General features: G+C 72.4%; 10 protein-coding genes. 8 read left to right on the top strand and 2 right to left on the bottom strand.

Going from position 1 to position 12,685, the window contains the following annotated elements; genetic code table 11:
* The first annotated feature begins 127 nt into the window (after positions 1–127).
* The 5 genes from DDJ31_RS10505 (at position 128) to DDJ31_RS10485 (ending at position 5,505) form a co-directional block, all read left to right on the top strand.
* Complete coding sequence (locus tag DDJ31_RS10505; RefSeq protein ID WP_020137397.1) at positions 128–367, top strand: hypothetical protein; 240 nt, start codon at positions 128–130, stop codon at positions 365–367.
* A 37-nt stretch (positions 368–404) separates the two neighbouring features.
* On the top strand, positions 405–1,748 hold the full coding sequence (locus DDJ31_RS10500) for an NYN domain-containing protein (protein WP_127180540.1): 1,344 nt from the start codon (positions 405–407) through the stop codon (positions 1,746–1,748).
* Positions 1,749–2,007: 259 nt separating this feature from the next.
* The gene (locus DDJ31_RS10495) at positions 2,008–3,042 is read left to right on the top strand and encodes a C40 family peptidase (protein WP_127180541.1); all 1,035 of its coding nucleotides are present in this window, start codon (positions 2,008–2,010) and stop codon (positions 3,040–3,042) included.
* 217 nt (positions 3,043–3,259) lie between these two features.
* A complete protein-coding gene (locus tag DDJ31_RS10490; RefSeq protein WP_127180542.1) occupies positions 3,260–4,282 on the top strand; it encodes a C40 family peptidase in 1,023 nt (340 codons plus the stop codon).
* A 32-nt stretch (positions 4,283–4,314) separates the two neighbouring features.
* Positions 4,315–5,505, top strand: coding sequence for a hypothetical protein (locus DDJ31_RS10485; RefSeq protein WP_127180543.1), 1,191 nt, complete (start codon positions 4,315–4,317; stop codon positions 5,503–5,505).
* Between the two features lie 4 nt (positions 5,506–5,509).
* Here the strand turns inward: DDJ31_RS10485 and DDJ31_RS10480 are convergent, their stop codons facing one another.
* Positions 5,510–6,739, bottom strand: a complete 1,230-nt coding sequence (locus tag DDJ31_RS10480; RefSeq protein ID WP_127180544.1) for a glycosyltransferase family 87 protein — start codon at positions 6,737–6,739, stop codon at positions 5,510–5,512.
* Positions 6,740–6,859: 120 nt separating this feature from the next.
* Between DDJ31_RS10480 and DDJ31_RS10475 the strand changes: the two genes are divergently transcribed.
* Positions 6,860–8,002 carry a glycosyltransferase family 4 protein gene (locus tag DDJ31_RS10475; protein ID WP_127180545.1) on the top strand — a complete coding sequence of 381 codons (1,143 nt, stop codon included), beginning with the start codon at positions 6,860–6,862 and terminating at the stop codon, positions 8,000–8,002.
* 83 nt (positions 8,003–8,085) lie between these two features.
* Positions 8,086–9,672 (top strand): GMC oxidoreductase, encoded by a 1,587-nt coding sequence (locus DDJ31_RS10470; protein WP_127182867.1) that lies wholly within the window; start codon positions 8,086–8,088, stop codon positions 9,670–9,672.
* Positions 9,673–9,685: 13 nt separating this feature from the next.
* Here the strand turns inward: DDJ31_RS10470 and DDJ31_RS10465 are convergent, their stop codons facing one another.
* On the bottom strand, positions 9,686–11,482 hold the full coding sequence (locus DDJ31_RS10465) for an AMP-dependent synthetase/ligase (protein WP_127180546.1): 1,797 nt from the start codon (positions 11,480–11,482) through the stop codon (positions 9,686–9,688).
* A gap of 296 nt (positions 11,483–11,778) precedes the next feature.
* Between DDJ31_RS10465 and DDJ31_RS10460 the strand changes: the two genes are divergently transcribed.
* Positions 11,779–12,576: a metallophosphoesterase family protein gene (locus DDJ31_RS10460; protein WP_127180547.1), complete on the top strand. Its 798-nt coding sequence runs from the start codon at positions 11,779–11,781 to the stop codon at positions 12,574–12,576.
* Positions 12,577–12,685 lie beyond the last annotated feature (109 nt).

Raw genomic sequence — 12,685 nt, 5'->3', positions numbered from 1 at the left:
GGGACCTGACCGCCTCGCCGCCGTGGACGGGCGGGCGGCGACCGTCCGGCAGGCCGTAGGGTTACCGCCACACGCTCCAGGGAAGCTGGCGCGTCACGGACACTAGAAGGAAAGTGAACACGCCACGATGACGGTTCCCCTGCCGACCGCCTCGACGCGGTGGCGCTGCACGCTCTGCGGCAACCTCACCCGCTTCGACGTGACCCGCTCCTCGAAGGTCGTGGAGTACGTCCACCTCGACCTCGCGGGCGAGCCCAAGGTCGAGGAGCGCGAGGTGGTCAGTGAGACCATCGAGTCGGTGCGCTGCCGGTGGTGCAACGCGGTGGACCAGGTGGAACTAGTGGACAGGCCGGGCGCCGACTCCTGACAGGAGCGGGCCCCGCACAGGCATAGGGGTGTGACGGATGGTGGAGACCACGGGCGGGGCGCCGGGCGACGGCGCCGCCGAGGTGCTCGACCGTCCGCTGCCCGACGGCGTGCGCAAACGGGTCGTCCAGATCGCCTCGGACGGCTTCGGCGGGCTGACCGTCGGCGAGCTGCCCGCGCAGCTGCGGCAGTACGCCCGGTTCACCCCGAGCCGCCGCGCCAAGTTCGCGGGCAACGCGATGGCCTCCGCGCTGGAGACCGACGCGCTGTTCCGCCAGCGTATCGGTGAACGGCTCAGAGAGGCCCAGCCCGAACTGGCCGGCGCCCTCGACTCCGGCGCCCCGCCCCCGGCCGCGGACCCGCTCGACGTGGCGGCCGCGGCCTATGTGCTGCGCCCCACCGGCTGGGTGAAGCTCGTCACGGCGGCGGGCGAGGAGGCCCAACGGGCCCACGCCGAACGCGCCGACGAGGAGAGCCGCGCCGAACTGGACCGGCTGCGCGAGGAGTTGGCCGCCGCCCGGGAGCACACCCGGGCCGAGACCGAGCGGCTGCGCGCCGACCTCGACGCGGTCAGGCGGGAGGCGGAGTCGCTGCACCGCAAGCTCCGCGCCGCCCTCAGCGACGTCAAGCGCGGCGAGGCGGCCCTGCGCAGACTGCGGACCGAGACCGAGGCCGCCCGCGCCGAGGGGCAGACCCAGGTGTCCGCGGCGGAGAGCGAGACCCGGCGCCTCAAGGCGCGGCTCGGCGAGGCGGAGGCGGCCCTCGAAGCCACCCGCAAGGCCGCCCGCGAGGGGCGCAGCGTCGAGGACATGCGGCTGCGGCTGCTGCTCGACACCGTGCTGGACGCGGCCCAGGGGCTGCGCAGGGAGCTGGCGCTGCCGCCGGTCGCGGTGCGCCCCGCGGAGACCGTGGACGCCGTCGAGCCGGGGCGGATGACCCCGAAGGACATCGCCGCGCGGGCCCTGTCGGAGCACGATCCGGCCGTTCTCGACCAGCTTCTCGCCCTGCCCCAGGCGCACTTGGTGGTCGACGGCTACAACGTCACCAAGACCGGCTATCCGCAGATGCCGCTGGAGAAGCAGCGGCTGCGGCTGCTCGGCCAGCTCTCCCAGCTCGCCGCGCAGACCGGCGCCGAGGTCACCTGTGTCTTCGACGGCGCCGAACTGCTCGCCCCGGTGCTGCTCGCGCCGCCGCGCGGGGTGCGGGTGCTGTTCTCCAAACCCGGTGTCACGGCTGACGAGTTGATCCGCCAGCTGGTGCGCGCGGAGCCGCCGGGGCGTCCGGTCATCGTGGCCTCGACGGACCGTGAGGTGGCCGACGGGGTGGCCCGTGCGGGCGCCCGCCCGATCGCGTCCGCGATGCTCCTGAAGCGGCTGATCTGACCGCTGTCGCGGCGCCCGTTCCGGTGTCCGTTCACCGTGGCTGTCCCGAACGTCAACGAACAGGCTCAATGCCCGAATTGATGGTTTCGTGACGCAACGTAGCGTCAACCGAGCATCACTGCACGTGAATTGAGTGTAAAGAATGCGGTCGGTGACAGACATTTTTCACTCGAGGATTTGAACTGATCACAAGAACATCACTATGGTCTGGGCTCGAACCTCCGAACGGGTGATCACTCACATGAAGGAGCCCGCGTCCGTGGCGTCCCATCGTCGACCGAAGCAGCCGAGCCGCGCTCGTGTGACTGTGCTCACCACCGCAGCCGCCGCCGCTGTCGCCCTCAGTTCCCAGGCCGCCAACGCGGCACCCAGCGAGAAGCTGAGCAAGGACGAGGTCAAGTCCAAGGTCGACAAGCTCTACGAGCAGGCCGAGCAGGCCACCGAGAAGTACAACGGGGCCAAGGAGAAGCAGGAGAAGCTCCAGAAGGAGATCTCCACCATCCAGGACGACGTCGCCCGCGGCCAGGAGGAGCTCAACGAGCTGCGTGACTCCATGGGTCTCGCGGCGGCCGCCCAGTACCGCACCGGCTCCATCGACTCCTCGCTCCAGCTGTTCCTGTCCTCGGACCCCGAGGACTACCTGGACAAGGCGTCCACCGCCGACCAGCTCAGCGGCCAGCAGGTCGAGGCGCTGAAGAAGATCCAGGAGAAGCAGCGCGAGCTGGCCCAGGAGCGCTCCGAGGCCTCGGGCAAGCTCAAGGACCTCGCCTCCACCCGGACCGAACTGGGCAAGAAGAAGAAGGAAGTCCAGGGCAAGCTCGCCGAGGCGCAGAAGCTGCTCAACTCGCTGACGGCGGCGGAGCGTGCCGCGCTCGCCGCGGCCGACGAGCGCGCCAGCCGCTCCTCCACCACCCGCGTCGACCTCGGCAACGCGACCAGCGCCTCGGGCCGCGCCTCCGCCGCGTTCGCCGCCGCGCAGACCAAGCTGGGCAGCGCCTACGTCTACGGCGCCACCGGCCCGTCGTCCTTCGACTGCTCGGGCCTGACCTCCTGGGCCTACGCCCAGGCCGGCGTCACCATCCCGCGCACCTCCCAGGCCCAGGCCAACGCCGGCACCCGGATCTACAGCGCGAGCGACCTCAAGGTCGGCGACCTGGTGATCTTCTACGGCGACCAGCACCACGTCGGCCTCTACGCGGGCAACGGCCAGGTGCTGCACGCCCCGCGCACCGGCACCGTCGTGCGCTACGAGTCGATCGGCAACATGCCGTTCCAGTTCGGCGTCCGCATCTGAGTCGCCTCCCGGTCGTCCGGCTCCCCCGGGATCCGGGCGACACACCGCCCGAACGGGCGAATCCGGTGAGCCTTCGCTGACCCCACGCCCCGCCCATGACCTGCGTCAGAGGCGGGGCGTCACCGTCTGTGCGCACGGCGGTCTTTGGCCGACCCCCTGTCACGGGGCTACTGTCTGCCGCGTTCCTCGTCCGCCAGCGGAAGGAGTGCGGCTTCTCGTGGGTTCCCATCGCCGCCTTGCACCGTCGTCCGGGTTCAACCGGGGCGCCGGCACCGCCCTGTGCGTCCTGTCGGCCGCCGCCGCCGGTCTCTGCGCGGCACCCGCCGACGCCGCGCCGCACACCGACACCAGGACCGAGGTCGACCGGCTCTACGCGGCCGCCGAGAAGGCGACCGAGGCCTACAACAAGGCCGACGAGCGCGCCGGTGAGCTGCGCCGCGAGGTCTCCGACACCCAGGACCGCATCGCCAGGCAGCAGGAGCGCGTCAACTCCCTCCGGGACACGCTCGGTTCGCTGGCGGGCGCCCAGTACCGCTCCGGCGGCATGGACCCCTCGCTCGCGCTGCTGTTCTCCGACGACCCGGCCGACTACCTCGACAAGGCGGCGGCCCTCGACCGGATCAACGCCCGTGAGGCGGGCCGGCTGCGGGACCTGACCTCGGCGATGCGCGAACTCGACCAGGAGCGGTCCGAGGCCCTCGGGAGCCTCGCCGAACTCGACCGCAGCCGCAAGGCCGTGGCCGCCCACAAGCGGACCGTCGAGAGGAAGCTCGCCACCGCCCGCCGGCTCCTCGCCTCCCTGCCGCACGCCGAACGCGCCGCCTACGACCGCGCCTCCCGCTCCACCCGCGACAGCCTCGGGTTCCCCTCCCTCGGCGGCGCCGCCGCCCCCTCGGCGCGCGCCGCGGCCGCCGTCGCCGCCGCCCGCTCCGCCCTCGGCAGACCGTACGTGTGGGGCGCCAACGGCCCCTCCGGGTTCGACTGCTCGGGCCTGATGCAGTGGTCGTACGCGCGGGCCGGCGTCGCCCTGCCGCGCACCTCGCAGGAGCAGCGGTCCGCCGGGCAGCACGTCCCGCTCTCCCAGGCCCGCCCCGGCGACCTGATCACCTACCGCGCCGACGCCAGCCATGTCGCGATGTACGTGGGCAACGGCCAGGTCATCCACGCGCCCTACCCGGGCGCCCCGGTCCGCTACGACCGGGTCGGCATGATGCCGATCTCCTCGATCACGCGGGTCTGACCTCCCCGCGCCGCTGCCCGTACGATCGGGACGTGGCTGGTCGTGGGCGCGGGTCGACGAGGGCGGCGGTGCTTCTCGCGCTGCTGCTCGCCGGTCTGGTGTCGTGCGGCGGGCAGCGCACCGGGAGCCCCGACACCGCGCGGCTCCAGCGGGTCCTCGACCGGCGGGCCGCCGCCGTCCTCGCCGGGGACAGGGCCGCCTTCCTGGCCACCGGCACGCTCGGCTGGTTCGAGAACGTGCGCGCGGTGCCGCTGGCCGCCTGGTCGTACCGGGTGACCTCGGTGCACGGCTCGGGCGACGACGCCACCGCCGACGCCGAACTCAGCTACCGGGTGCGCGGCTACGACACCGCCCCGGTCACCGTGCGCCGCGCCCTCGCCCTCTCCAGGCGGGCCGACGGGCAGTGGTCCGTGGACGCCGACCGGCCCGCCGCGAAGACGCCCCAGCAGCTCTGGGACCAGGGCCGGGTGACGGCGGTGCGCGGGGCGCACGCCCTGGTGCTCGGCGTCGGGCAGCCGCAGGCCGCGCTGCGCTCCTACGCGCACCTCGCCGACCGGGCCGTACCGGCCGTCTCCGCGGCCTGGGGGAGCGGCTGGGCCGCCCACGTCATGGTGCTGGTCCCCGGGACGCTGAAGGGCATGGCGGGGCTCCTGGGCACGCCCGCCTCCGCCTACCGGGGCATCGCGGCCGTCACCACCGGCGAGGTGGGCGGCGCGGCGAAGGCGCCGGCCGACCGCGTCATCGTCAACCCGGAGGCGTACGCCGTCCTCGGCGACCTCGGCAGACAGGTCGTCCTCACCCATGAGACGACCCATGTCGCCAGCCGCGCCCACACCAGCTCCGCCACCCCGCTCTGGCTGTCCGAGGGGTACGCGGACTGGGTCGGCTACCGCGGCACCGGCCGCACCCCGCGGCAGGCGGCGCCCGAGCTGGCGCGCGCGGTGGCCGAGGGCGACCTGCCGAAGGCGCTGCCGACCGACGAGGACTTCGGGTTCGGCCGGGACGCGACGGAGCTGGCGCGGGCCTACGAGGGCGGCTGGCTGGCCTGCCGGATGATCGCGGACGAGTGGGGCGAGGAGCGGCTCGGCCGGTTCTACCGGGCGGTGGGCGACCACCGCGGCCGGTCGGGCTCGGTGGCGGACGCGCTGCGCCGGACCCTCGGCACCACCCCGGAGGAATTCACCGAGCGGTGGCGCGACTACCTGGACGAACAGTTCGGCTGACCGTTCAGGACGGGACGGACGACTCCCTGTCGCGGGTCGCCTGGCCGGGCAGCCGGGCCGGGGTGTCGCGGCGGGCCGTCGCCCGCCACAGGGTGCGGGCCGCGACGAGCGTGGCGAGGACCAGCAGGCCGTTGCGCACCACCAGCAGGCTGACGCCGAGGGTGTCGCTCTGCACGACGTGCGAGAACCAGATCGGGAACTCCAGCAGCGTCACCCCGCTCGCCGCCAGGACCAGCACCGCGGGCACCCCCATCCGGCTGCCCCGGAAGCAGACGCAGACCGCGGCGAGGCCGATCAGCCACACCAGGTACTGCGGGCTGATCACCCGGCTGGTCACGGTGAACAGCAGCACCGCCACGAACGCCGCGTCCGCCGCCGTGCGCCCGTCGAACCGGGTCGCCGCGAGCCGCCACAGCAGCAGCCAGCCGAACGCCATGCCGGTCAGGAAGAGGGCGGCCGTGCTCACCAGACCCACGTACGGGCCGACGAACTCCACCGAGCCGTAGTTCAGCAGCACCTGCCCGCCCCAGCCGTGGTGCCTGGCGATGTGGAAGACCAGCGAGCCGAGCGACTCCACCTCGGTGCCCCGGTCGCGCTGGAAGGTCAGGAACGCGAACGCGCCCGGCATCGACACCGCGAACAGCGCGGCGAGCCCGGCGACACTCACCAGCGCCGCCAGCCACACGGTCCACCGGCGCACCCCGACCAGCAGCAGCGCGGGCCACACCTTCAGCATCGCGCCGAGGCCGATCAGCGCGCCCATGACTCGCGGGTGCCGGGCCCCGGCGAGCAGCGCGGCGACCGCGACGGCGGTGACCATCACGTCGTAGCGGGCGTAGACGGTCGGGCCGAGCAGCGGTACGCCCACCACCCACACCCAGGCGCCGCGCGGGGACCTGCCGGGGCGCCCGCCCGCCCAGCCGAGCAGCGCGAAGGCGGCCAGGTCGGCGGCGAAGGCCAGCACGAAGAAGGCGTGCGCGTAGTCGAGGAACGGCAGCAGGCCGGGGGAGAGGATCGCGAGGGCGGCGGCCGGCGGGTACTGCCACGTCACGTCGTCCAGCGGGAAGGAACCGGTGCGCAGCACCTCGAACCAGCCCTGGTAGATGACGGAGACGTCACTGGTGACGTCAGGTCCCGGGAAGACCCACACCTTGAAGACGAACAACAGCAGCAGGAGGCGGGTCGCACCCCAGGTCCCCAGCAGCCACACCGGTGGCCGCGCCGTCGTCTTCACGTGATCCCCTGCCGTCCGCGTCCCGTCTTGAGGGGAACATGATGTCCCGCCCGACTGCGAGCGTGCCACACGACGTGCCAGGCCCGGCCGCCAGGCCGCCGTTGGATAGGGTCGGCGGCGATGCACAAGACCCTGATCGTCACGAACGACTTCCCGCCCCGCCCCGGTGGCATCCAGGCGTTCCTGCACAACATGGCGCTGCGCCTCGACCCGGAGCGGCTCGTGGTCTACGCCTCCACCTGGAAGCGGACCCGGGAGGGCGTCGAGGCCACCGCCGCCTTCGACGCCGAACAGCCCTTCACCGTCGTCAGGGACCGTACGACGATGCTGCTGCCGACGCCCGGCGCGACCAGGCGCGCGGTCGGGCTGCTGCGTGAACACGGCTGCACGTCCGTCTGGTTCGGGGCGGCGGCGCCGCTCGGGCTGATGGCGCCCGCGCTGCGCGCGGCCGGGGCCGAGCGGCTGGTGGCGACCACCCACGGCCACGAGGCGGGCTGGGCCCAACTGCCCGGATCACGGCAACTGCTGCGCCGGATCGGGGAGTCGACGGACACGATCACCTACCTCGGGGAGTACACGCGGTCGCGGATCGCCGCCGCGCTGACCCCGCGGGCGGCCGGCCGGATGGTCCAACTGCCGCCGGGTGTCGACGAGAAGACCTTCCACCCCGGTTCGGGCGGCGACGCCGTGCGGGCCGCGCTCGGGCTCACCGACCGGCCGGTCGTGGTGTGCGTCTCCCGGCTGGTCCCGCGCAAGGGGCAGGACACGCTGATCCTGGCGATGCCGCGGATCCTGGCCGCCGAGCCGGACGCGGTGCTGCTGATCGTCGGCGGCGGGCCCTACGAGAAGGAGCTGCGGCGGCTGGCGCGGGAGACCGGGGTCGACGGCTCGGTCCGCTTCACCGGCGCCGTGCCCTGGTCCCAGCTGCCCGCCCACTACGGCGCCGGCGACGTCTTCGCGATGCCGTGCAGGACCCGGCGCGGCGGTCTTGACGTGGAGGGCCTCGGCATCGTCTACCTGGAGGCGTCGGCGACCGGGCTGCCGGTGGTGGCCGGCGACTCGGGCGGCGCCCCCGACGCGGTGCTCGACGGCGAGACCGGCTGGGTGGTGCGCGGCGGCTCCGCCGAGGAGACCGCCGAGCGGGTGGTCGCCCTGCTCGGCGACGCGGAGCTGCGGCGCCGGATGGGGGAGCGGGGCCGGGCGTGGGTCGAGGAGAAGTGGCGCTGGGATTTGTTGGCCCAGACATTGAGGACGCTGCTCTAGGCGGAAGCGGATAATCCGCCGATGCTGCGCGCATGACAGAAAAACTGATGCAGCGTCAGCTGACGAGACGTCACATCCTGGGCATGGTCGCCCTCCAGACCGCCGCGGCCGCCGGCCTCACCCGCATCGGCCTCCAGTCCGCACAGGCCGTCGAACCCGCCGCCGTCGACAGCGCCCCCGCGATCGTCGTCGGCTCCGGGTACGGCGGTGCCGTCGCCGCCCTGCGCCTCGGCCAGGCCGGCATCCGCACCGTCGTCCTCGAAATGGGCCGGCTGTGGAACACCGCGGGCCCCGACGGCAAGGTCTTCTGCGCCACCAGCGCCCCCGACCAGCGCTCCATGTGGTTCCGCGGCCGCACCGAGGCCCCGCTGGCCAGCTTCCTCTGGCTCGACCTCGTCAACCGGGACATCACCCCCTACCCCGGAGTCCTGGACCGGGTGCACTACGACAACATGTCCGTCTACGTCGGCCGCGGGGTCGGCGGCGGCTCCCTGGTCAACGGCGGCATGGCCGTCACCCCGCTCCCGTCCTACTTCGCCGAGCAGTTCCCGGCCGTCGACGCGGCCGAGATGTACGGCACGTACTTCCCGCGCGCCCGTGCCATGCTCGGCGTCAACACCGTCGACCCCGCCTGGTTCGAGTCGACCGACTGGTACCGGTTCACCCGCACCTCGCGGAAGGCGGCAGGCGCCGCGGGGCTGAAGACCACCTTCGTGCCCAACGTCTACGACTTCGGGTACATGCAGCGCGAGGCGGCCGGCACCGCCACCAGGTCCGCGCTGGCCGGAGAGGTCATCTACGGCAACAACCAGGGCAAGCGCAGCCTCGACAAGACCTACCTCGCCGCCGCCCTCGGCACCGGCAACGTCACCCTGCACACCCTGGAGAAGGTGCGGGACATCACCCGGGCCGCCGACGGCGGCTACCTGCTCACCGTCGACCGGATCGACACCACGGGCGCGGTCGTCGAGACCAAGCAGTACGGCTGCGCCTCGCTCTTCCTCGGCGGCGGCAGCCTCGGCACCACCGAACTCCTCGTCAGGGCACGGGACACCGGCACCCTGCCCGACCTCGACGCGAGCGTCGGCGCGGGCTGGGGCACCAACGGCAACACGATGGTGGCGCGCGCCAACCACGTCTGGGACACCGTCGGCGCCAGCCAGTCGACCATGCCGGTCATGGGCATCGACGACTGGGCCAACACCGACAACCCGGTCTTCGCGGAGATCGCCCCGCTGCCCATCGGGTTCGAGACCTGGATCAGCCTCTACCTGGCGATCACCAAGAACCCGCAACGGGCCCGCTTCACCTACGACTCCGCCTCGGGCACGGTGAAGCTCGGCTGGAGCGCCGCGCAGAGCGCCGTCTCCGTCGCCATGGCCAAGAAGCTCTTCGACCGGATCAACGCGGCCAACGCGACCATCTACCGCTACGACCTGTTCGGCTCGTCCAGCAAGGTCTTCGCCGACGACTTCTGCTACCACCCGCTCGGCGGCTGCGTGTTGGGCAAGGCGACCGACGCCTACGGCCGGGTGAAGGGCTATTCACGGCTCTACGTCACCGACGGCTCGCTGGTGCCGGGATCCATCGGCGTGAACCCGTTCGTGACGATCACCGCGCTCGCGGAACGCACGATGGCGCGGGTCCTCGCCGAGGACACCGCGCCATGAGCGGGCCGGGAGGTCACTTGGCGTAGATGGCCTCGATCTCGGCCGCGTAATCCTTCGCCACCACGTTCCGCTTGAGCTTCAGGGACGGCGTCAGGTGGCCCGACTCCTCCGTGAACGGGGAGGGCAGAATGCGGAACTTCCGCACCGATTCCGCCTTCGACACCGCGGCGTTGCCGTCGTCGACCGCCGTCTGGATCTCCGCGAGCAGATCCGGGTCGTCACGCAGCGACGCCGCGGTGGCATCCGCCGGCTTGCCGTGCTCGACCGCCCACCGGCCGAGGAACTCGTCGTCCACGGTGACCAGCGCGCCCACGAACGGCCGCCCGTCACCGACCACCATGCACTCCGCGACCAGCGCGTGCGCCCTGATCCGGTCCTCGATCACGGCGGGCGCGACGTTCTTGCCGCCCGCGGTGACGATGATCTCCTTCTTGCGGCCGGTGATCCGCAGATACCCGTCCTCGTCGAGGGTGCCGACGTCGCCGGTGTGGAACCAGCCGTCGGTCAGCGCCTCCGCCGTCGCCCCCGGGTTGTTCCAGTACTCCTTGAACAGGTGCTCGCCGTGCAGCAGCACCTCGCCGTCGTCCGCGATCCGGATCACCGAGCCCGGCAGCGGCTGCCCGACCGTGCCGATCTTCGTGCGGTCCCACGGGTTGAACGCCGTCGCCGCGCAGGATTCGGTGAGGCCGTAGCCCTCAAGAACTGTGAAGCCGATCCCGCGGAAGAAGTGGCCGAGCCGCTCGCCCAGCGGGGCGCCGCCGGAGATCGCGTACTCGCCGCGCCCGCCGAGCACCGCGCGCAGCTTGCCGTAGACCAGCTTGTCGAACACCTTGTGCCTGATCCGCAGGCCGAGCGAGGGACCCGACGGCGTGTCCTGCGCCTTGCTGTACGCGATGGCGGTGTCGGCGGCCCGGTCGAAGATCTTGCCCTTGCCGTCCGCCTGCGCCTTGGCCCGCGCCGCGTTGTAGACCTTCTCGAAGACCCGCGGGACGCCCAGGATCAGTGTCGGTCTGAACGACGCCAGCTCGTCCGTGAGGTGCTTGATGTCCGGGACGCAGCCCAGCTTGATCGGCGCCATCATCGGCGCGATCTGCACCAGCCGCCCGAAGACGTGCGCCAGCGGCAGGAACAGCAGCACCGAGCACTCGCCGGTGCGGAACAGCGGCCGCAGCCGCTCCACGACGTTGCCGCACTCCGCGAAGAAGCTGCGGTGGGTCAGCACACAGCCCTTGGGCCTGCCGGTGGTGCCCGACGTGTACACGATGGTCGCCGGGTCGTCGGCCTTGGCGAGCGAGCCGCGCTCCTCGACGGTGGCGTCCGAGACGTCCTGCCCGAGCCGGCCGAGCTCCTCGATGCCACCGCCCTCGATCTGCCACAGGTGCTTGAGCGCGGGCAGCCGCTCGCGCACCGACTCGACGGTCGCCGTGTGGGAGTCCAGCTCCACCACACAGGCCGTCGCGCCCGAGTCGGAGAGGATCCACTCCACCTGCTCGGGCGAGCTGGTCTCGTACACCGGGACGGTGACCGCGCCCGCGCTCCAGATCGCGAAGTCGAGCAGCGTCCACTCGTAGCGGGTGCGCGACATCAGGCCGACCCGGTCGCCCGGCTGCACACCTGAGGCGATGAGGCCCTTGGCGGCGGTCACCACCTCGGCGAGGAAGGCCGTCGCCGTCACGTCCTGCCAGCTCCCGCCGGCTCTGCGGGCGATGACGGCGACCTCGGGGTGCTGCGCGGCGTTTCTGCGGACGATGTCGGTCAGGTTGCCGTCCGCCGGGACCTCGTACAGAGCCGGAAGGCTGAACTCGCGCAAGACTGCTGCTCCTCATAGGGCGCCGGCGCCACGACGTTGTGCGATGCGACGGTGCGGTCCAAGGCTCGGGCAGGTGCTCGGGGATCTCGCTGTCGAGAGTCCGAGCACGACTGGACCGCCCGGACGTTACCCGCCGGTATGGCTCCTCCGACAGGGGGTCCCGGCGAGATGTTCGCCGCATCACACCCATGGGTGTTCCTGCGCGTACGGTAGTCCACCCGCTAACTGACTGGCCAGTAACAGCGGCTCCGGTCGGCACTGTTCACGCCCGCCCCGCCCGCCTACCCTTGATCGCCATGGCACCCACACCGCCCGCTCGCGGCAGAACACGCGTCCATGTGGTCAGTGACGTGCACGGCAACGCCCGTGACCTGGCCAGAGCGGGCGACGGCGCCGACGCCCTGATCTGCCTCGGCGACCTCGTCCTCTTCCTCGACTACGCGGACCACTCGCGCGGCATCTTCCCCGACCTCTTCGGCGAGGAGAACGCGGACCGCATCGTCGAGCTGCGCACCGCCCGCCGCTTCGAGGAGGCCCGCGCGTTCGGCGCCCGCCTCTGGGGCTCCATCGGCACCGGCCGGGCCGCCGCCATCGAGAGCGCCGTGCGCAAGCAGTACGCCGAACTCTTCGCCGCCTTCCCGACCCCGACGTACGCCACCTACGGCAACGTCGACGTCCCGCCCCTGTGGCCCGAGTACGCGGCCCGGGGCACCACCGTCCTCGACGGGCAGCGGGTGGAGATCGGCGGCCGCACCTTCGGCTTCGTCGGCGGCGGCCTGCGCACCCCCATGCACACCCCGTACGAGATCAGCGACGAGGAGTACGCGGCGAAGATCGAGGCCGTCGGCGAGGTCGACGTGCTGTGCACCCACATCCCGCCCGAGGTGCCCGAACTGGTCTACGACACCGTCGCCCGCCGCTTCGAACGCGGCAGCCGCGCCCTGCTGGACGCCATCCGCCGCACCCGCCCCCGCTACTCCCTCTTCGGCCACGTCCACCAGCCGCTGGCCCGCCGGATGCGGATCGGCGCGACCGAGTGCGTCAACGTCGGACACTTCGCCTCGACCGGCCGTCCCTGGGCCCTCGAATGGTGACCTGACGCAGGTGGGGGGTGACGGCGGCCACTCCCGTGCGCGGTAGCCTTCACGCTGCACACTCGTGCGCACGACGACCTGTCTACCGGCACGTATCCGGAGGAGCCAC

This window comes from Streptomyces griseoviridis (assembly GCF_005222485.1).
GTDB classification, from domain to species: Bacteria; Actinomycetota; Actinomycetes; order Streptomycetales; family Streptomycetaceae; genus Streptomyces; species Streptomyces hintoniae.
Note: the sequence above shows the minus strand (reverse complement) of the source record. Positions and strands in the feature narration are given on the sequence as shown.